This is a genomic window from Stakelama sediminis (assembly GCF_014199335.1).
Taxonomy (GTDB): Bacteria; Pseudomonadota; Alphaproteobacteria; order Sphingomonadales; family Sphingomonadaceae; genus Sphingomonas; species Sphingomonas sediminis.
In genome coordinates this window covers 320,110-341,451 of sequence record NZ_JACIJI010000002.1, presented here as the reverse complement: position 1 = coordinate 341,451, position 21,342 = coordinate 320,110, and the positions used below count along the sequence as shown (strand labels likewise).

General features: G+C 59.5%; 14 protein-coding genes and 1 tRNA gene. 4 read left to right on the top strand and 11 right to left on the bottom strand.

Going from position 1 to position 21,342, the window contains the following annotated elements:
* Positions 1-26: 26 nt before the first annotated feature.
* Positions 27-4,109, top strand: a complete 4,083-nt coding sequence (locus FHR23_RS08115) for an RHS repeat domain-containing protein (protein ID WP_184002713.1) — start codon at positions 27-29, stop codon at positions 4,107-4,109.
* Positions 4,110-4,441: 332 nt separating this feature from the next.
* On the opposite strand, the gene FHR23_RS08110 is transcribed toward FHR23_RS08115, so the two are convergent.
* The 4 genes from FHR23_RS08110 to FHR23_RS08095 all read right to left on the bottom strand — a co-directional run bounded on the left by FHR23_RS08110 (position 4,442) and on the right by FHR23_RS08095 (position 7,628).
* Positions 4,442-4,819 carry a sigma-70 region 4 domain-containing protein gene (locus tag FHR23_RS08110; RefSeq protein ID WP_221227429.1) on the bottom strand — a complete coding sequence of 126 codons (378 nt, stop codon included), beginning with the start codon at positions 4,817-4,819 and terminating at the stop codon, positions 4,442-4,444.
* A 156-nt stretch (positions 4,820-4,975) separates the two neighbouring features.
* Entirely contained in the window at positions 4,976-6,175 is a 1,200-nt protein-coding gene (locus tag FHR23_RS08105) for a tyrosine-type recombinase/integrase (RefSeq protein WP_343043067.1), read from the bottom strand.
* Between the two features lie 290 nt (positions 6,176-6,465).
* A complete protein-coding gene (locus FHR23_RS08100) occupies positions 6,466-7,518 on the bottom strand; it encodes a Glu/Leu/Phe/Val dehydrogenase dimerization domain-containing protein (protein ID WP_184002709.1) in 1,053 nt (350 codons plus the stop codon).
* 33 nt (positions 7,519-7,551) lie between these two features.
* Positions 7,552-7,628: transfer RNA gene (locus FHR23_RS08095), tRNA-His, on the bottom strand.
* A gap of 217 nt (positions 7,629-7,845) precedes the next feature.
* Between FHR23_RS08095 and FHR23_RS08090 the strand changes: the two genes are divergently transcribed.
* Entirely contained in the window at positions 7,846-10,122 is a 2,277-nt protein-coding gene (locus FHR23_RS08090; RefSeq protein WP_184002707.1) for an ATP-dependent helicase, read from the top strand.
* A 278-nt stretch (positions 10,123-10,400) separates the two neighbouring features.
* Here the strand turns inward: FHR23_RS08090 and FHR23_RS08085 are convergent, their stop codons facing one another.
* The 5 genes from FHR23_RS08085 to pstS all read right to left on the bottom strand — a co-directional run bounded on the left by FHR23_RS08085 (position 10,401) and on the right by pstS (position 15,937).
* Positions 10,401-11,858, bottom strand: coding sequence for a nucleoside hydrolase-like domain-containing protein (locus FHR23_RS08085; RefSeq protein WP_184002705.1), 1,458 nt, complete (start codon positions 11,856-11,858; stop codon positions 10,401-10,403).
* A gap of 330 nt (positions 11,859-12,188) precedes the next feature.
* A complete protein-coding gene (gene pstB, locus FHR23_RS08080; RefSeq protein ID WP_184002703.1) occupies positions 12,189-13,007 on the bottom strand; it encodes a phosphate ABC transporter ATP-binding protein PstB in 819 nt (272 codons plus the stop codon).
* A complete protein-coding gene (gene pstA, locus FHR23_RS08075; RefSeq protein ID WP_184002701.1) occupies positions 13,004-13,858 on the bottom strand; it encodes a phosphate ABC transporter permease PstA in 855 nt (284 codons plus the stop codon). Before pstA ends, pstB begins: the two co-directional genes overlap by 4 nt.
* The gene (pstC, locus tag FHR23_RS08070; RefSeq protein ID WP_246359779.1) at positions 13,855-14,745 is read right to left on the bottom strand and encodes a phosphate ABC transporter permease subunit PstC; all 891 of its coding nucleotides are present in this window, start codon (positions 14,743-14,745) and stop codon (positions 13,855-13,857) included. Before pstC ends, pstA begins: the two co-directional genes overlap by 4 nt.
* A 112-nt stretch (positions 14,746-14,857) precedes the next feature.
* A complete protein-coding gene (gene pstS, locus FHR23_RS08065) occupies positions 14,858-15,937 on the bottom strand; it encodes a phosphate ABC transporter substrate-binding protein PstS (protein ID WP_246359778.1) in 1,080 nt (359 codons plus the stop codon).
* Between the two features lie 950 nt (positions 15,938-16,887).
* Here pstS and FHR23_RS08060 point away from each other — a divergent pair.
* Positions 16,888-17,763: a hypothetical protein gene (locus FHR23_RS08060; RefSeq protein ID WP_184002697.1), complete on the top strand. Its 876-nt coding sequence runs from the start codon at positions 16,888-16,890 to the stop codon at positions 17,761-17,763.
* A gap of 6 nt (positions 17,764-17,769) precedes the next feature.
* A complete protein-coding gene (locus FHR23_RS08055; RefSeq protein ID WP_184002695.1) occupies positions 17,770-19,215 on the top strand; it encodes an MBOAT family O-acyltransferase in 1,446 nt (481 codons plus the stop codon).
* A gap of 19 nt (positions 19,216-19,234) precedes the next feature.
* Here the strand turns inward: FHR23_RS08055 and FHR23_RS08050 are convergent, their stop codons facing one another.
* Positions 19,235-20,710 carry a lipopolysaccharide biosynthesis protein gene (locus tag FHR23_RS08050; protein WP_281377207.1) on the bottom strand — a complete coding sequence of 492 codons (1,476 nt, stop codon included), beginning with the start codon at positions 20,708-20,710 and terminating at the stop codon, positions 19,235-19,237.
* 78 nt (positions 20,711-20,788) lie between these two features.
* The gene (gene rfbC, locus FHR23_RS08045; RefSeq protein WP_184002691.1) at positions 20,789-21,337 is read right to left on the bottom strand and encodes a dTDP-4-dehydrorhamnose 3,5-epimerase; all 549 of its coding nucleotides are present in this window, start codon (positions 21,335-21,337) and stop codon (positions 20,789-20,791) included.
* Between the last annotated feature and the right edge of the window lie 5 nt (positions 21,338-21,342).

Here is a 21,342-nt window from a genome sequence, read left to right as displayed (position 1 = left end):
GACGATCGCGCCGTGGAATTACTTGGATGCGTGGCATTCTGGTGGTTGGCACGATTTTGGGTGGGACGATGGCCTTGCCCGCGCAGGCGCAAAACTGGGCACAGTTTCGCAATCTCGATGAGAATAATATCGATCTGACAAGGGATGAATATATTCTGTCCTTTCCTGAAGGGTCGATAGGTTCAGGGGATGCGGAACTCAAACTGATGCGGGTCAGTGCAAACGGCATGGGATCACAATGGGACCATTTGGTACTGCTACTGACGCGCAGTGGATCCAGTGTAACGGTCAAGATCAAACGCCCAGATTACATCCAGGATATTTTTACGGGTAGCGTAACAGCGGGCCCCCTGACTCCGACAGTGCCGCAGGGCACATCGCTCACCAAGGATCTGAGTACGCACAGCTATATTTATCGGCTGGCCGACGGAACGGCGATTACCTTTACCGATCCAACCGGCGGTGACGCTGAATCGCCAAGTACCTATTATTGTGACTGGACCAACCCATCGGGTGGTTGCATCCTGCTTCCTACTCAAGTCCGAAATCCAAATGGCAGCAGCCTGACGCTTAGCTGGCTTGCGGGATTTGGTTTCGGTCCGGACACATTGTCGCAGGTAAGCAATAGCTTCGGCTACTCGGTCCATTTTAGCTATTCAGGCTCGAACCGGACCAAGGCCGACTTCAGGCGCAACGGTGTTACCGAAGGAACAATCACCTACAGCTATCCCTCTTCCGGAGTGGTCGACGTCACCGACCTGACGGGCCATAGCTGGCAGATAACCGCGACCAGCATTACGCCGCCGGGCACCAGTACGCCGAACTTCACGGTCAGCGGGACGACTAATGTGACATCAGTCACCCGGGACGGCGTTACGACGCAATATGGCTATTCCGTATCGGGTTCGACGGCCACGATGACGGTAACCGACGCGGCCAGCCACTCGAAAGTGATTGTATCTGATCTTGGTATAGGCAGGCCGACTTCTGTTACGGACCGCATGGGCAAGCAAACGCGGTACGGCTATGACAGCTACAAGCGGCTCACCCGGGTGACATATGACGAAAGCAATTACGTCGAATATACATTGGACGGACGGGGTAATGTTACAGCGACAACCCTGCACGCCAAGCCTGGATCGGGATTGTCCAATATCGGAACGTCGGCTTCCTATCCGTCGAGCTGTTCGAATTATGTGACCTGCAACAATCCGACAAGTACGACGGATGCGCTCGGTCGTATTACCAATTACAGTTATGACGCCACGCATGGCGGAGTGACGGCAGTGACGCTTCCAGCCCCTTCCGGTAGTGGTACGCGACCGCAAACGCGTTACAGCTATACTCAGATCGGGGGCGTGTATGAACTGACGGGCGTATCCACATGCCGGAGCAGTGCAAGCTGCACAGGCACCGCCGATGAAACCCGGCAGGCAATTGGCTATGATAGCTACGGCAACGTCACCAGTGTCACGGTAAAAGCAGGGGATAATAATCTGAGCGCTGTCACGACGGCGAGCTATGATGCGATGGGCAATCGCATCTCCATTGATGGTCCGTTGCCCGGCTCTGCTGATAAGACCGCGATCTTTTACAATGGCGCTCGTGAGATAACCGGCACAATTTCGCCTGATCCGGATGGGTCGGGGAGCCTTCCAAACCGCGCAAAGCGCATTACCTATAATGCAGACGGCAGCGTCGCCAAGACCGAACTGGGAACGACGGCCGGCCAAAGCGCTTCAGCCTTTTCCAACTTCACCTCCAATCGGTCGCAAGTGCTCAGCTACGACAGCTATGGTCGGAAAGTACGCACCGTCCTGAAGGGCGGCAGCACGACTTATGGTGTCACGGACTATAGTTACGACTCGAACGGACGCCCCGAATGCACGGCGATCCGGATGAACAGTTCAGCATGGGGAACGGTAACCAATGCCTGCTCCCTGCAATCGACAGGAAGCAACGGGCCGGACCGGGTTACCAAGACGCAATATGATGCTGCTGGCCATGTGTTCAGCGTTACGCAGGCTGTCGGCACCGCCGATGCTGCGATTGAATATGCCACCTACACGCCGAACGGAAAGACTGCCTCGTTGACCGACGGCAGCGGCAACAAGACGATCTACAGCTATGACGGGTTCGATCGTCTGGTGAAGACGCAATATCCGACCGGTTCGGTAGGATCGGGCTCGAGCTCGGCGAGCGATTATGAGCAGCTTGGCTATGACAATAACGGGAATGTGACGAGCCGGCGGCTGCGCGACGGGCAGACGATTGATTATAGCTATGACCATCTCAACCGGGTGACGGCGAAGAACCTGCCGGGCAGCGAGCCCGACGTCAGCTACAGCTATGACCTGACCGGCAATATGCTGAGCGCGAGCCAGAGCGGGAATGCCCTGTCGTTCACCTATGACGCGCTGGGGCGCAATCTGACCCAGACTAGCCCGCTGGGTACGGTGCATTACAGCTATGATGCTGCCGGTCGTCGCACGAAGATGACCTGGCCCGACGGCTTCTATGTCGATTACGATTATCTGGTCACAGGGGAAGTGTCGAAGATCCGCGAGAACGGTGCGACCTCGGGCGTCGGCGTACTGGCAAGCTACGGCTATGACAGTCTGGGACAGCAAACCAGCATCACGCGCGGCAACGGGGTCACCACCAGCCTCAGCTATGACGCGGTCTCGCGACTGTCGCAGCTGGTGCAGAACCTTGCCGGGTCGAGCTACGATCTGACGCGAAGCTTCACCTATAACCCGGCGGGTCAGATCAAGAGCCGGACGAGTTCGAACGATGCCTATGCCTGGACGGGCTATGCGAGCGTCAACCGCAACTATGCGCGCAACGCCCTCAATCAATATACCAGTTCGGGCAGCACGGCGCTGGGCTATGATGCACGCGGCAACCTGACCACCTCAGGCAGCGACAGCTATACCTACAGTTCGGAGAACCTGCTCAAAACCGGTCCCGGCGGTGCTGCGCTGAGCTACGATCCGCTGCTGCGGCTCTATCAGACGTCGAGCAGCAGCACGAGCGCGACGCGGTTCCTCTATGACGGGGTTAACCTGATCGGTGAATATAACAGCTCGGGCACGCTGCTGAGGCGCTATGTTCCCGGCCCCGGTATAGGCGCGCCGGTGGTGTGGTATGAAGGCTCCGGCACCAGCGACCGGCGCTGGCTGCTCACCGACGAGCGCGGTTCGGTGATCGCGGTGACCAGTTCCAGCGGATCGCCCATCGCCAACGGCATCAACACCTATGACGAATACGGCATTCCGGGCTCGACCAATGTCGGGCGGTTCCAGTATACCGGCCAGACCTGGCTACCGGAGCTTGGCATGTACTACTATAAGGCCCGCATCTACTCGCCCACGCTCGGCCGGTTCATGCAGACCGATCCCATCGGATACGGCGACGGCATGAACTGGTATAACTATGTCGGCAGCGATCCCATCAACGGCGTCGATCCGCTCGGGCTAAGAAGGTTTTATTTCAATACATGTACAAAAATTACTCTGTATGAACGCGATCAAAAAACTGGAAAAGTTAGTAAAACTGGATCCTATGTAACAGATTGTACTTTGACAGGGATGATTGATATAGGTGGAGATGGTGACCCTCTGACAATTAATGAATATAATAACATCGGTATCACTACCACTCATGGACCACCATCGCCGCAAAGGGAGCAGACGCGTAGAATATCTCCGTGCATGCAGAAGTTTCTGGCGAGCAAGGGGCTGGGCGGGCCTAACCTTGGGTCCGTCGTCTTCCACAATGGCGACGGCGGTAGTCTCGCTGCGAAGGCCGCCTTCGCTCACGGCAATCCGGCCATCACCATTCAAAACAACGTATACGTTGCTCCAGGTCATTGGAACAGCTTCCGAGAAGGAACGTCGGGGTTCTTCGAGGAAACGATCCACACCATGCAGTGGGATCAGTCGGGGGCAGGTAACTTTGGCTTTGCCTGGGTGATTGGATCGATAGCTGGCGCACTCTTCACGGGTGATCCGCACAATAGCCCTCTCGAAGCTCAGGCAATGGGGATGTCCGTCGATCTGGCGAAGGAATACAGCCAAGCGGCCGCACAGTGCGGGAGGGGAGGATGAACCGCCTTCTCAAATGGACCATCTTCGGAATTCTCTGCCTCCTAAGTTGGGCATGTGCGGTGTTCTTTCTCCTCACAACCGGCTGGGCCTCATGTTCGGTAACAGGCCATTGCGTGATGGACCGGCTTGTAATCGGAGGAATCCTGCTCCTCCTTCCTGCTCAGGTCGCAGTGGCAGTTTACCTTCGGCAGAGGGAAAAGAGCGCGAAAGAGAGCGACTTGGTTACGAAGGCAAGATAAAAGCAGTGGCTCCCCCTACGGGTTAAGCCATTGTCTGCACATCGTTTTTTAGGGAGATAAGCGGCACTGGTGGAGAGACACCGGTGCCGGTTCTCACATCAAGCCTTTGATCTTGTTGATGAACCGGCGGTGCCACGGGTCTCGCGGGGCGAGTCTGGCCTGGGCTTCGCGGTAGCAGCGGCCGAGCCGCCAGTGGCGACGGCGCAGGCGGTATCGGGCGGCGGCGGCACGCCAGATCATCAGCTCTCCGCGCAAGTGCATGGCGATCGTGACGTGGCCGTCGAGCGCGCGGCCGATGTCGAACAGGGTGTCGGCGAGGCGCAGCTGAACCTCGGCAGCATCAATACCGCAGCGCCATGCGATATCCGCATAAGCGAGGTCGTCGACGCGGGAGAGCAGGAACACCGTGCGGCTGAGCGGCGGCAGTAGGTCGAGGGCGTCATTGTAGCGCCGGTTGAGATCGTCATCCACGGCGCGCGGCCCGGGCCTGCCACATGGCGCGCTCGCGGCGGCCGAGCGGGGCATCGCGCTTGGCGCGGTAGAAAGTATTGCCCTTGCATGGCGATACTCGGACCGGCGCTCGGCTAGCGCTTCGGCCGGATCATAGCCCATAACGCGCGCAATCTCTCACATCAGGGCATACGCCCCCCTAAATAAGAACGCAGCCCACTGGTCCATGAGAATACGACGTTTGCCGAAAAAGTCGGTGCGCCGGTAGGCGGCTTCTACGGCGTTCGATATCTTGTGCGCCAATGCCTTGTCGGCGACCTCCTTCGGAAAGTCGGTCTGCTCTGCCGCCCAGTCGGTAAAACTCGACCGGAAACCGTGGACGGTGACGCCGGTGATACCCATCGCACGTATCGCCTTCACCATGGTGGCATCGCTGATCGGCTTGCCGGTGGAACCGGCAAACACCCATGTGTTTTCGCTGATTTTTCCCTCAAGCGCGATGTGCGCCTCACGCAGACGGTGTATGAGCGCAAGCGCCGCTGGCGAAAGCGGCACGACATGCGGTTCTCGCATCTTCATGCGACTGCCGGGAATCGACCATATACCCTTGTCGAGATCGAACTCGCCCCATGTTGCAAACCGCGTTTCATTCGAACGCGCAGCGGTCAGCACCGTCAGCTTCAGAGCATCCCGGCCTACGCTGTTCTCCAACGCATTTAACTTCTGCATGAACGCCGGCACGTCGCCATAGGGCATCGCTGCGAGATGCGTTACCTGCCGGTGCTGGCGAGGCAGACCACGCGGTACTGAGCGCAGCGATATCTCCTCAGATACAAGCCCTTTGATATGTGCATAATCAAGCGCCGTGCCGATCCGCTGCAATATTCGCCGCGCTGTATCGGGAATGGTCAGCCAGATCGGTTCGAGCACGCGCAATACCGCTGCGCTGTCGATGGCATCGACTGGGGTACTGCCAATCACCGGAAAGACATAGTTTTCAAGGCTCCGCATCCATGATGCATGCTTTCCGTTCTTCCATCCGCCTTTCATTGCATCATAGCAATCGCGTGCAACTGTCTCGAAGTCCGGCGCCGCCCTGCGACGCAGTCCCAGTTCCTGAACCGGATCGAGGCCGTTGCGGATCATCCGGCGATAATCGGCAACCGCGAGCCGCGCATCAGCCAGCGATACCGCATTGACGGAGCCAAGCCCGAAATCCCTGCGCCGTCCGCGATGCTGGATCCGCAGCATCCATGACCGCGTACCGGTATCGCGGACAATCAGATAGAGCCCGTGCATGTCTGCGTGACGGCCGGGACCGGCATGGCGAACTTTGAGCGCGGTAAGCGGCAAGGCGATACCCTTTCGCAGCCCCACATTTAGTCCCACACTTTGTATCGGATTTAGCGAACATCCGTGGAACACACTGATACTGACATTCGCAGTCCTATGCAGTAATATCAATAGGTTGAGACTTTTTGGGGCGTCTTCCTACGCCGATATCTTGCCCGTAGGGGTCACCAGTTTAGGTCACCATAGCTTGTATTGCTGGAATCCGGCACTTGTATTGATGCCGTTCGACAGCACCGCGGCCTGGCCGAATGCGGTTTGAGCGATGATTTGAAAGCGCGTGTCGGCCTGCTGCCGCACATTCGGGAAAGGGCGTCTCAGTTGCGCCCGATCAACCGTCTTGCAATAGCGTCCGCGACTTCCGATTCGGGCTCGCCGGTACGGTCGCTTTCGTCCCATACCTCGATCAGGCGTTCGGGAATCTTTGCAATCCGCGCTTCGACTTCCGCCTGATCACCCTGCCCCAGATATTCCAGCCCTACATTGATGATGCCGCCGGCGTTGATGACATAATCGGGGGCATAGAGGATGCCGCGATCGTTCAGGCGCGCGCCGTCGCCCTTGGTCGCAAGCTGGTTGTTGGCACCGCCCGCCACCGCCCTGCACTTCAGCGCAGCGATCGTCTGCGCATCCAGAATGGCGCCCAGCGCGTTGGGGCTGACGATATCGCATTCGATATCCAGAATCGCATCCGGCGCTACGGTTTCAGCACCCAGTTCCTCGGCCAGACGGTCCGCGCGAGCGGTATCCACGTCCGCCAGGGTCAGAATCGCGCCGTCTGCGGCCAGCCGCTTCGCCAACCCGCCACCGACGCTGCCGACGCCCTGAACCGCGACGCGCACGCCCTGCATGCTGTCAGCACCCAGCGCACGCTTTGCCGCTGCCTTGACGCCCAGATAGATTCCGAATGCCGTGAACGGGCCGGGATCGCCACCGGCGCTGCCCGCTTCGACCGGCAGGCCGGAAACATGGCGCGTTTCCGTGCGAATGATCTTCATCCGCTCTTCCGACATGCCGACGTCTTCAGCCGTGATATATTGCCCGTTCAGCGATTCGACCGCGCGACCGAAGGCGCGAAGCTGTGCCTCGCTGATGACGTCGCCCGGTTTCGCGGCGAGCACCACGCCTTTACCGCCGCCCATCGGCAGCCCCGCCATCGCGTTCTTGAAGCTCATTCCGCGCGAAAGGCGCAGCGCATCGGTAATCGCGGCGGACGAGTTCGCATAATGCCAGAATCGGACGCCACCGGCCGCAGGCCCAAGATGCGTCGAATGCAGCGCGATGACCGCCTGCAATCCGGATTCGGGATCGGTGAAGAGATGGACGCCTTCATGGTCGTCGAAATCGGGAAAGCCCCAGTCGGTCAGCACAGGCTCGCTTCCGCTTGGTACGAGGAGGAGTAATGGGGCGATCGACGGGACTTGAACCCGCAACCCCCGGCACCACAAGCCGGTGCTCTAACCAATTGAGCTACGATCGCCGTGAAGCCGCGCGCTTAGCGGCAGCTTTGCCTGTCCGTCAAGCATATCAGTCAGTGAAACGTCACAAAAGAACAATCCTGCCATTTTATCACGCTCCTGGTAATTTTCGGACAGTGCATGCCCCATGCGCTATCCCCTGCATTCCCGCACATGCACCGGCAAGCACAACCGCATCTCCGCTTGCCCATCTGATCTGCGTTCCCTACCTGTTCACTTATGCCCGATGCAGTATCCGTACCCCAAGAGCCACCCTATCTCACCGGACTGAACCCGCAACAGCGCGAAGCCGTGGAGACGCTGGACGGTCCCGTCCTCATGCTTGCAGGCGCGGGCACGGGAAAGACCGCAGCGCTCACCCGCCGCCTCGCCCATATCCTTTACACGCGCCGCGCCTGGCCCTCCGAAATCCTCGCCGTCACCTTCACCAACAAGGCAGCGCGGGAGATGAAGGAGCGCGTGGGCCGCCTCGTCGGCGATGCGGTGGAGGGAATGCCCTGGCTCGGCACCTTCCACGCCATCGGCGCAAAGATGCTGCGTCGCCATGCCGAGCTGGTCGGCCTGCAATCCAATTTCACGATCCTTGATACCGACGACCAGCTTCGCCTGCTCAAACAGCTCATTCAGGCCTATGGCATTGATGACAAGCGCTGGCCCGCGCGACAGCTCGGCGGCCTGATCGACAGCTGGAAGAACAAGGGGATGACCCCCGACGCGCTGGATGCGGGTGAGTCCGAACAGTATGCCAATGGCCGCGGGCAGGAACTCTATGGCGCCTATCAGGAGCGGCTGAAGGCACTGAACGCCTGCGACTTCGGCGATCTGCTGCTCCACGTCCTCACCATCCTGCGCAGCAATCGCGAAGTGCTGGAACAGTATCAGCAGCGGTTCCGCTACATCATGGTCGACGAGTATCAGGATACCAACGCCGTCCAGTATCTGTGGCTGCGCCTGCTGGCGCAGGAACGCCGCAATATCTGCGTGGTCGGCGACGACGATCAGTCGATCTATAGCTGGCGCGGCGCACAGGTCGCGAATATCCTGAAGTTCGAAAAGGATTTTCCCGGCGCGAAGGTCATCCGGCTCGAGCAGAATTACCGTTCCACCCCGCACATTCTCGGCGCCGCATCGGGCGTCATCGCACAGAACAGCGGCCGTCTGGGCAAGACGCTGTGGACCGAACTCGATGCGGGCGAAAAGGTCCGCGTGATGGGCGTGTGGGACGGCCCCGAAGAGGCGCGCCGCGTCGGCGAGGCGATCGAGACGTGCGAGCGCGGCGGCAAATCGCTCAACGACATCGCCATCCTCGTCCGCGCCTCGCACCAGACGCGCGAGTTCGAAGACCGCTTCATCGCCATCGGCATGCCCTATCGCATCATCGGCGGCTTCCGCTTCTATGAGCGGCAGGAAATCCGCGACGCGCTCGCCTATCTGCGCGTCATCAACCAGCCCGCCGACGACCTTGCCTTCGAACGCATCGTCAACACGCCCAAACGCGGGCTGGGCGACAAGGCGGTGGCGAAACTCCACCAGCTTGCGCGAGCGGAGGGCATCCCCCTCAGCATCGCCGCCGCGCGCATCCTCGATACCGATGAGCTACAGGCCCGCGCCCGCAACGCGCTTGGCGCATTCGTCGGGGACATTGCCCGCTGGCGCGATATGGCGCGCGAGCTGCCCCATGCCGAACTGGCGCGGCAGATGCTCGACGAATCCGGCTACACCGCCATGTGGCAGGCGGATCGCAGCGCCGATTCCGCTGGACGGCTCGAAAACCTGACCGAGCTTGTCCGCGCGATGGAGGAATATGAGACGCTGGGCGCGTTCCTGGAGCATGTCAGCCTCGTCATGGACAATGATGCACAGGCCGACGATGCGAAGGTCACGATCATGACCATCCACGCGGCCAAGGGGCTGGAATTCGACACCGTGTTCCTGGCCGGGTGGGAGGAAGGGCTGTTCCCCTCGCAACGCGCGCTCGACGAAGGCGGCATTGCCAGTCTGGAGGAGGAACGCCGCCTCGCCTATGTCGCGATCACCCGCGCGCGGCGGCAGGCGGTTATCCTCCATGCCGCCAATCGCCGCATCTATGGCCAGTGGACGAGCAGCCTGCCCAGCCGCTTCGTCGGCGAACTCCCGCGCGAGCATATCGAGGAAGAAACCACCATGTCCGGCGGCGAAAGCCTGTGGCGCGCCAACTGGTCCGAACATGCCGATCCGTTCGCGAATGTGAAGCGCGGCAGCGGGCGCGGCCCCGGCTGGCAGCGCGCGGCGTCGACCGGCGGTTTTTCCACCGAGCCGAAGCGTATCGTCGAAAGCCGCAAAAGCGCCGTCAGCCTCGGCAACAAGGGCCGCGACGACATTGCCGTGGGAATGCGCGTCTTCCACCAGAAATTCGGCTATGGCCGCGTCGAGGAAATCGAAGGCAACAAGCTGGAAATCGAATTCGAACAGGCCGGACGGAAGAGAGTGATGGACAGCTTTGTGACGGTGGAGTGAGGGCTGGAATTGGGTCGGTTACGGACTGGCGGCTTTCGGGTAGGCGATCGCAGAAAGCTGCCGCTGCTGGACGTTTCGGGCGGGCGGCGGCTGCCGCCAACATAGCTGTCTTCCGGTGTTTCGATCTTGATCGTCGAAACCGGTCATTCGTTCAGCGAGCTTAATCGATCCTAGAACGACCTGATTCAAAGGCCGTCGACCGCCAGTCTGTTCGGCTCCTTCAGGGTGGAAATCCGACATCAAGCATAGATGAATTCGAGCCAACTGAGCGCGTGTTCTCATGGTAATATGGTAATTACGACGCGGCCATAGCGGCTAAGCGGTGGGGAACCCTTGTCGGTCACGCGAACTATGAGGTGAACAGTTTCGGGCCGTTCTACCTTCGGCGCGGTCAGCCATATACCAGCACCGTTCTCGACGCCGATATCGAGTTTGCCTTTGTAGGTCCCGGCTTCGGGGTATTGGAACCAATAGTAGCTCAGGCTGTCACCGTCGGGATCACTCGACGCCTCAGCGCTGACTCCAAAGGACTGGCCCGATTTGACGGTGATCCGGTCAGGTTCATTGAGAACCACATGAGGAGGATGGTTTGCCTCGTCATAGCTACGCGTAGTCCAAAGCATTCTCGCAGCAAAATCGTTTTGGAAGTCGTCGCGCCAGCGCCAGAGTGTGACTTTCGGACCCGTAAAGCTCTTCTCGCCATTTCGCGCCGATCGCCCATAGTCGGGGTGCACCGCTGGTGTATAAGTGTCGGTCGTTCCGGTCCAGATCGGTCGAGTTTCTTGCGGAATCGGCTTACCATCGAGGAATGTCTTCGGATCCGTTACTGGGACTACAGGGGTCTTCAGTACGTACCGGCCACCCCAGCCACCCCAATCAGGTCGATCGGGTATGCTCAAGCCGTTCGGGATAAGGTTGAGCCAAGAAGGCGTATCGCCTTCCATTCCCCATGACACATCGGGATAGGCCGCACCGAGCGGCCCATGCCCCTGCTGAATATTGTGCGCCAGCCAAGCATTGCTGATCTTGCTGTTATCGATTCCGTCGACAACGGAGTTGATCCCAATCCATGTCGATCGGCCATAGTCGCCGCCCGGGTCGACAATGTAAAACAGCTTAGGAAAATTCTTTCGAATCCAAGGACCAGCATCGTCCTGATCTGAAATGGTATAAACTCTAAGCTTCGCGACCAACCGGGCAAGATCGCTCGGAGTTTCAGTCTTGCGTAATTCATAGAGTGCCTGTGCCAATGTGTTGACCCCACCCCACGCAGTCACCCACAATGGCCTGGCATCATCTTTCTTGAGCTCGCGAATGATCCAGTCAGACCCTTGCGAGTCCTTGCCCGATCCAACGCCGCGCATCCCGTAGTCTGGTAGGCCTTGTTTGATTAACGCTTCTATAGATGCGCCAGATGGATAGCGCGGATCGTGCTTGAGAAGGTTGGGTTGAACCTTTGTGTAGGCTCGAACAACAGCGCGGATCAGGTCGGGCGACACGCTGGACTGCTTCCAAACTGAAGTTGTTGCGATTAATCCCTCGATGTCGATTTCATCTGAATAGAGAAGCAGGCGCACCATGCTTTCGGTATCGTCGGGATCGGCTCCAATGTCCGAAAGCACAATGAGACGATTAGTCGGCGTTGCGGCATGTTCAGCCGATGTCTGGCCCGCAAATAACGGAGAACTCACAAGCGCCAAGCAAGACGTTGCAATCACGGCAAACGCGGACTTCATATCACCTCCCCAACCCTATGATAGCGATATCATCTATCCTTCTATAGACGCTGTCAACGCCCGTTTTCGTCAGAATAGCCATATGTACGACAGCTATTCGCGAGGCGCGGCCATAACCTGCCTTTCTGGTCAGTCCGACATTGCACCATGTCGAGCACGCTAAACAAACGCCCGCTTTCGGGCGATCGGCGGCGGAGCTTCAACGACCGAGATGAGGGCGCAAAACAGTCCGTATCGCGCTCTCAAAAAAGGCGGAAGCGTCCGCAACGGCTTTCACGAACAATGCGAGAAATACGAAAAGCCACCTGCGGTGCGAAAGCCCCCCTCACCTCACCCGAAGCGGCCGGTGATGTAGTTGCCGGTGCGGCGCAGACGCGGGGCTGCGAACAGTTCGTTGGTCGGGCCGAACTCAATCATCCGGCCCAGATACATGAAGCCGGTATGGGTGGAGACGCGCGCCGCCTGTTGCAAGTTGTGGGTGACGATGACGATGGTGATGTCGTCGGCCAGCACGTGCAGCGTTTCTTCCAGCTTTGCGGTCGAAACGGGATCGAGCGCGGAGGCCGGTTCGTCGAGCAGCAGCACTTCGGGTTCGACCGCAATCGCGCGTGCGACGCACAGCCGCTGCTGCTGACCGCCCGACAGGCTGAGCCCCGAACTGTGCAGCTTGTCCTTGACCTCGTTCCACAGCGCCGCGCGCGTCAGGGAGGTTTCGACGATCTCGTTCATCTGTGCCTTCGACGTCCGGCGGTGCAGGCGCACGCCATAGGCGATATTGTCGTAGATCGACATGGGAAACGGCGTCGGCTTTTGAAACACCATGCCGATCCGCGACCGCACATCGGCCACCGCAAGGTCTTCCAGCACGTCCTGCCCGTCAAAGGCGACTTCCCCTTCGGCGCGCTGGCCCGGATAGAGTTCGTGCATCCGGTTGAGCGTGCGCAACAGCGTCGATTTACCGCAGCCCGACGGGCCGATCAGCGCGGTGATCTTCTTCCGCTCGACCGGCAGGTCCACCCCGAACAGCGCCTGCGTCTTGCCGTAGAAGAAATCGAGATTCTTCACGTTGAGATGCAGCGCCTCGTCCACGGGACGGGTGATGCTGGTGGCTTCGTCTTCTTCAAGACCGGAAATCTGGGGCGAATTCATGGACGGTGGCTCCGGTTGCCGAGCAGGCGGCCGGCGATATTGGCGACAAGGACGGCGACGGCGATCAACAGCGCGCCTGCCCAGGCGAGGCGCTGCCAGTCAGGAAATGCCGACAGCGCAAACTGGAAGATGGTGGTGGGCAGGCTGGCCATCGGCTGCGACGGATCGGCCTGTACGAACTGGCTGCCCAGCGAGGTGAACAGCAACGGTGCAGTCTCCCCCGAAATGCGCGCAAAGCCCAGCAGGCCGCCGGTGACGATGCCCGCCCCCGCCGCGCGCCACAGCACCGTGCGGATGACATGGCCGTGCCCGGCACCCAGCGCCATGCCCGCCTCTCTCAGTGCATCGGGTTGCAGCGTCAGAATGTCCTCGGTCGTGCGCACCACGATCGGCGTTGCCAGAAACGCCAGCGCAACCGCACCGGCATAGCCCGAAAAGCCGTGGAAGGGCCGTACCATCAGCTCATAGATGAACAGGCCGACCAGGATCGACGGCGCCGACAGCAGCACGTCGTTGAAGAAGCGCACCACGCTGGCCCGCTTCGTACCGCGGCCATATTCCGCCAGCCAGGTTCCGGCCAGAATGCCGACCACCAGTGCGATGACCATGCCGATCGCGCACATGATCAGCGAGCCGACGATCGCGTTGCGCAATCCGCCCACCGATCCCGGTGCCGGCTGGTCCTGCGTAAACAGTCCCGGCGACAGCGCCGCCGCGCCCTTGGTCACCAGCGTCCACAGGATCAGCGCCAGCGCGATCACGGCCACCATGGTCGCGCCCAGACAGGCGACGGAGAAAATCTTGCTGACGGCCTGACGCCGCCGCGCGCGTGGCGAAGAAGCGCGGTTCATGCGCGTTGATCCCCGATCAGCATCCGTGCAATGCCCAGCACGGCAAAGGTAATACAGAACAGCACCAGCCCCAGCGCCATCAGCGCGGAACCATGCATTGCGCCCGTCGCTTCGGCAAATTCATTGGCGATGGTCGAGGCAAGCGTCGAACCGGACGCGAACAGCGAATGCGGAAAGCCGTGCGCGTTGCCGATGATGAACGTCACCGCCATGGTTTCGCCCAACGCGCGGCCAAGGCCCAGCATGATCACACCAATCATCCCGCGCCGGACATAGGGGATCAGCACCGCGCGCACCGTCTCATACGGCGTGCATCCCAGCCCATAAGCGGCTTCGCGCAGATGCGGCGGCACGGTCAGGAACAGTTCACGGAATACCGCCGCCATATAGGGCAGGATCATCACGGCCAGAATGACGCTGGCGGTAAAGATATTGGCGCCGTTGGGAACGCCCGCGACCAGACTGGCCAGCCACGATCCGTCCTGGGCATGCATCATCAGCGGCAACTGAATATGCTGGGCAAACCAGGGTGCGAATACGAACAGACCCCACATGCCGTAGACGATCGAAGGGATACCGGCGAGCAGCTCCACCGCCATGGCGATCGGTCGCGACAGCATCGGCGGACAGAATTCGACCAGAAACAGCGCGATGCCGAGCGCCAGCGGCAATGCGATGATCAGGCTGAGGAACGCGGTGATGAGCGTGCCGCTGATCGGCCCGGCGGCGCCATAGACATCCGTGACCGGGTTCCAGACGCTCGACGTCAGAAACGAGAAGCCGAAGGTCGACAGCGCTGGCCAGCCACCGATGACCAGACTGACCATCAGTCCGGCGAGCGACGCAAGCAGCAAGGTCGCCGCACTGGCGCAAGCAATGCGGAACATTGCCTCGACCGGTCCGCCGGGAGCACCGCGAGAAAATAGAGAGGGACGGCTCATACGCTTTGGTTCGCGCGCGCGAGGCGGACCGGAAAGATTCCGATCCGCCTCCACGGCATCACTTGGCGACCGTGTAGACCGGCTTGCCACCGGCGGTAATGGTCGATGCCCATTGCTGACGCACCATATCCTTCACCGTTGCAGGCAGCGGAACGTAATCGAGATTGGATGCTGCCTGATCGCCATTCTTGTACGCCCAGTCAAAGAAGGCGAGCACGGCCTTCGCCTTCGCAGCGTCGGGCATCTGTTTGTGCAGCAGGATGAAGGTCGCACCCGTGATCGGCCAGCTCTTCGCGCCCGGCTGATCGACGAGCAGCAGATAGTTACCCGGCGCCTTCGACCAGTCGGCACCCGCCGCGGCCGCAGCAAAAGCATCCGCAGTCGGTTCCGGATACTGACCGGCCTGATTCTGCAGCAAGGTGTAGGCAGCCTTGTTCTGTTTGGCATAGGCATATTCGACATATCCGATCGAACCTGCGGTCTGCTGGACAAAGGCCGACACGCCGTCATTCCCCTTGCCGCCCAGGCCCACCGGCCAGCTAACCGTATCGCTTGCGCCGACGCTCGACTTCCAGCCCGGATTGACCTGCGACAGATAGGAGGTGAACAGGAAGGTCGTACCCGAACCGTCTGACCTATGCACCACCGTGATCGGCAGATTGGGGAGCGCCACGCCGTTGTTCAGCGATGCGATTTCCGGCGCATTCCACTTCTTCACCTTGCCCAGATAGATATCACCCAGCACCGCACCGGTCAGATGAATTTGTCCTGCTTTGATACCCGGCAGATTGACGACTGGCACGACGCCGCCGACAACCGTAGGAAACTGATACAGGCCGTTCTGCGCAAGCACATCGGCCTTTAACGGCTTGTCGGAAGCGCCGAAATCGACCGTACCCGCTTCAATTTGCTTAATGCCGCCGCCCGAGCCGATCGGTTGGTAGTTCACGGAAACACTGGTCGCCCCGCGATAGGTTTCAGCCCATTTCGCATAAAGCGGCGCCGGGAAAGTTGCACCCGCGCCTGAAATACTGGACGACGCGCTGTCCTGGCCGTTGTTGCTCGTACCGCTTTGCGAACTGCAACCCGAAAGCGCCGCCAGACCGCACATCGCAGCGACAAAAAATCTGAACTTCATGTTCTTCCTGTCCTTCATCTCAAAACGGACTAATTTGTTCCTCAAGACGTCATCCGTGCGGATCAGGGCAACGCACCGCTCCGGATTGGACCGGTACCCTGCATCGCGGTTCGAGTCGGCAGAGCGTATTTACCCTTCAGGAATCGCGTATCCGAAGCACAAAGCGGTTCGCAGATAGTTTTCGCGAAACCTTTGCAAGCGCACAATCGCACGATCATCTCCACTCAATTCCGATACGCTTCGAACAAATATGCGGTCGAATTTCCCGGCACCGCCCATACACAAAACCCTGTCGTCGCGCGTCTATTGCCATGCCGTACCATGGCGTCAAGCTGATTGGAAAATGTTACAGTTTTAATGCACTAGTTCGAAATATTACCGCAGCTCCGGCGGACGGAAACACAATGGCTTACGGCATATCTGAACGATCCGCGGAACAAAGCCGCACCGTATGAACAAGCTCTATCCGGGGAGGTCGTGCATGAGTCGGCCCGATCCGGACTCACCCCCATGACCCGTGGGGGCTACCCCTTGTTCGTCGTAAACAAGCCGGCATTCATCGCCTAGAGTTTAATGGCTTAGTAACGATTCGTCCTTGGGGCGCGGCGAACGTTGCTACAATGCGATTTTGGGGATGCTTTCTCTGTTGGTCGAAACCAAAGATACATAAGCGATTGAAAGGAAAGCCATGCCTGCACCCGAATGGAACAGGATTCGGGTGGGTGTCGACTGCGTGACCACGCCGCGACATCCATTGCGTAAGGGGCCGGGCGATGAAATGGGGCGGGCGGCAAAACGGCGGAGAGAAATCGGCGTCATCAAGCCGTAGTGCAGGCAGTTTTGCCATAGCAGTCTGGCGACGCGCCTGGAAACCCTTGGGTGCGGAAAGCCGCTATCTGATTTTTCTTGCGTGCGGGGTTTTTTCGGTCCTGGCGTGCGGCCTGGTCGGAATGGGATTGCTCCACGCCGCGGGCAGGTTACCGCCCCCGCCCATCACCGCGACCAACTGTATCGACGAAAAGTTCCGCTTTCTGCATGATCAGAAAACGCTCGACCCGTATCTGATCGCGGTCGGGTCTTCGGTGACATGGCGCAATCTGAATTTTGCCGCACTGGATAGCTCGACGCGACAACGGCTTCGTCCCGTCAATGCGGCACCGTGCTACCTTGATATCGAGGAGACGGGTCAGCTTACCCGGTTCATGGTCGATCGCTACGACAACGTACGCACCGTTCTGACCGTCGTCGCGATGCGTGACTTTCAACAATGTACCGGTGACCGCTTTTTCAGCCGGGGACTGCTGAGCGGCTATCTCGACCGCACGGTACCCAGTGCACTGATATACTTACGCAATTTTAGGCCAAAGAACTTTCTGAAAGACGTTCTGCACATTCGAGGGATGCGCGACGGCAGCGACATTCAAAATCCGCTGGTGATGGATCCATATGGCTCCGGCCCATTGCGTATAGCGGAACCCGACCCTCGTCATGATGTCGTGATCGACCCGCAATGTTTTCGTCAACTCGCCGACCTCGCCGGTTGGCTTCACCACCGACATATCCGCATGGTCGTGGTTACCATGCCCGATATGCCGGCATGGATCGACCGCTACGACCCCGGTGCCGTGCGCAGTAATGCCTGGAGATCGCAATTACGCTATCTGGCCGATCAGGGTGCCTTTAAATTGCTGGACGGCAACCGGTATCGCCATGACCCGCGTTTCGTTGACCCTGCCCATTTTCACTGGTCGGAAACGGCCGGGTTTACGCGATGGCTATCGCAAAAAGGGGCGTTCGCTCCGACCGCGCTTGCAATGCACGAGTGACCGGCGATGCTGTTCAATTCCTATAGCTTCATCCTGATTTTCCTGCCGCTGACGCTGGTTGGATACTGGACGATCCGCAACCATGCGCCCGCACGCTATGCGCGGCTTTGGTTGCTGGCGGCCAGCTTTGTTTTCTATACGATGTGGCAGCCCGGCTACACGCTGATCCTGCTCGCCAGTATCGGCTATAATTATTATCTCAGCCGCCAGCTCCATCACGCGCGACGAACCGATTCGGCCTATTGCCGCTTCATCCTGATCATCGGCATCGCCTTCAATCTGGTGGTCATCGCGTACTTTAAATATTCGGCGTTCATCGCGATGAACGTGCTGATGCGATCGTTCGAATATTTCGATGCGCTGGCTGTGGCACTGCCGCTTGGTATTTCCTTCTTCACCTTTCAGCAGATCGCCTATCTGGTCGATGTCTCGAAGGGCAAGGTAAAGACGAGTTCGCTCACCGAATATGCGCTGTTCGTCACCTTCTTTCCGCAGCTTATTGCCGGTCCCATCGTCCATCATTCGGAAATGATGCCGCAGTTCAAGGACATGCCGTCAGAGGGCAAGACCGGCAGGCGTCTGGCACATGGCCTGACCTTCTTCATCATCGGCCTGTTCAAGAAGGTGGTGATCGCGGACAATATCTCGCTGTTTGCCGACCGGATTTTCAACGCACCCTCGTTTGACGGCATGACGGCGATGCAGGCGTGGCAGGGTGCGCTGGCCTATTCCTTCCAGATATATTTCGACTTTTCCGGCTATTCCGACATGGCGATCGGGCTGGCGCTGATGTTCGGCATCCGCCTGCCCTATAATTTCAACTCACCCTATCGCGCGGTCAGCATCGTCGATTTCTGGCGGCGCTGGCATATCACCCTGTCTCGGTTCCTGCGCGACTATGTCTATATCCCGCTGGGGGGCAATCGACAGGGAAAGGCACGGCGCTATCTCAATCTGTTCCTCACTATGCTGCTCGGCGGGTTATGGCACGGCGCCAACTGGACGTTCGTAATCTGGGGAGCGCTGCATGGTGTCTATCTGATCGTCAATCACGTCTGGATGGCGCTCTGCAAAAAACTGGGACTTCCCGAGATGAAACGATGGTGGGCGGTGATGCCCGCGGCAGGCATCACCTTTCTGGCAGTGACGATATCCTGGGTCTTTTTCCGCGCCACCAGCTTTGGCGATGCACTGGCTATTCTCGGTGCGATGGGCGGAGGCAACGGGCTGGGTACGCCAAAACCCATATTGCTGCTGTTGCTGGCCGCATGGCCGGTACTGTATTTCCTGCCCAACAGCCAGCAACTGATCGACCGGGTTCGCTCCGCCGAAACACTGGTGCCGGTACGCTGGCGCCCCAGCCTACCCTGGGCAGGAGCGTTCGCGGTGACGTTCGTGTTCACCATGACACAATTGTCGAACGTCAGCGCCTTCCTCTACTTCAATTTCTGAAGCTGGCCGCGATCCGGCATCATGCCGGTTTCACCACGCGACGACGGAATATTCCAAGGACGCCGGATACGGCATTCAGCAATTCGCGCTCTGCTCCACCCGGACGCCCTGCCGCGATCCACAGCGCACCGACGGTGGCGATATAAGCGACTGCTCCCGCGACAATGGTCACGCAAAGCTGAAGCGCATAGTGCGCGGTGCCCTCCCCTTGTCCCAGGAGCCGCATGGCCGCCATTACCACCGCCACCATGGTGATCGCGCCGACAAAGGTCCGGAAATGCGCCGCCATTTGCGCAACAATGCCGAATCCCAGCAACCGGCGCACCATGTCCAGCGCGATCATGACCCCCAGTACCGCGCTGATTGCACGGGCCCAGACCAGCCCCGTCAGTCCCGCCAGCAGCACACCCGCCAGCACGCATGCCAGCCGCACGGCAAAGCTGATCGCCTCCCGAAAAAACAGCAGTCTGGTATGGCCCATGGCCATCGCCAGTGAACGCAAGCCGATGGTCAGCGTCTGAAAAGCAAAGCTGCATGCCAGCACCTGAATGATCGGCACCGCCACCGCCCATTTACTGCCCAGTGCGAGCGCGACGAACGGTTGTGCGGCAAGTGCAAACCCTACTCCTGCCGGGATAGTGACCATGCCAATGGCGCGCTGCGCGGTCATATAGCCCCTTGCCAGGCGCGCGGGCGAATCCGTGACGTTTGAAAAGCCCGGGAACAGGGCCTGAACCAGCGGTGCGGTAATCTCCCGGCTGGGCATCACCGACAGGTTGATTGCCAGCGAGAACAGCCCCAGCTCGCGTTTGGAAAGCACCAGTCCCGACAAGAGCTGATCGAACCGCCAGTTGAGCACGTTCATCACCTGCTCCGCGAAAAGCCAGCTTGAAAAACCCAGCAGATCGCGTGCGCGCGACAGCGTGAAGCGCGGAATATACGGCCACAGGATATAGGAGATGATCACCGTCATGACCGCACCTGCCGCACTGCCCAGGATCATTGCCCAGTAGCTGCGGAACAGGATCGCCAGCGTAATCGACACGATGACGGTCACCGTGCGCTTGATGATCTGACAGGTGAATTGAGGACGAAAGTCCATCATCTTCATGCGCAGCGATACGCGCGGGTTCAGCAGGTCGATCGTCGCCGCGGTCAGGCCCGTTACGATGAATACCGGGATCAGCCGGTCATCCCCATACGCATGAGACAAGGGCACGGCGAGAGCAGTGAAAACCGCCAGCACGACCAGCGAGCGGATCACCGCCATCGTCCAGGCGGTGTCGACATGCGACCGCTGCAGATAGCGCCGCTGGATCAGCGCCGCCGACAGCGACAATTCGGTGAGTGCCACCACGAATTCCAGCGCGGCGGTGGCGATCGCAACGATGCCGAAATCCGCCGGTACCAGCAGCCGCGCAAGCACCAGCGTACTGACGAGGCTCAGCGCATTAAGCACCAGTCGTGACATGGCCAGCCAGGTGGCGCCTTTCAGGATGCCTGCTTTCAGAGTCAGGGGAATATCCCCCGCTCAGACCCCGTTTCATAACGGGTGATACCCATAGAAACCCCCTTACAACGCCAGAGGGTGCAGAGAATCGAACAGGGGCCATGCGGCGTCCTTGTCCGAAATCGTCGAAACCGGCAGCGGCCAGTCGATAGCAAATTGCGGATCGTTATACCGCACGCCGCCTTCGGCCAACGGCGTGTAGCGCTCGGTGACCAGATACGTGACCTCGACATCGTCGGTCAGCGTCTGAAAGCCATGGGCGAAGCCGGGGGGTACGAAAAGCTGATGCTTGTTGCCGTCGCTGAGTTCGAACCCTTCATGCTGCAGATAGCTTGGCGAGTCTGCGCGCAGGTCGATGATGACATCCAATATGGTTCCGCGCACGCACCGGATCAGCTTGCCCTCGCGATGCGGCGCACGCTGAAAATGCATGCCGCGGATCGTGCCGCGGTTTGCGGAGGTGGACATGTTCTGTTGCACCCATTCGGTCGGAAGGCCGGCCGCCATGAATTTATCACGGCAATAGGTGCGGGCGAACATCCCGCGCTGATCGCCGAATGGTTGCAGTTCGATCAGCGTCGCGTCGGACAAGGACGTGGACTGAAAATGCATGGCCC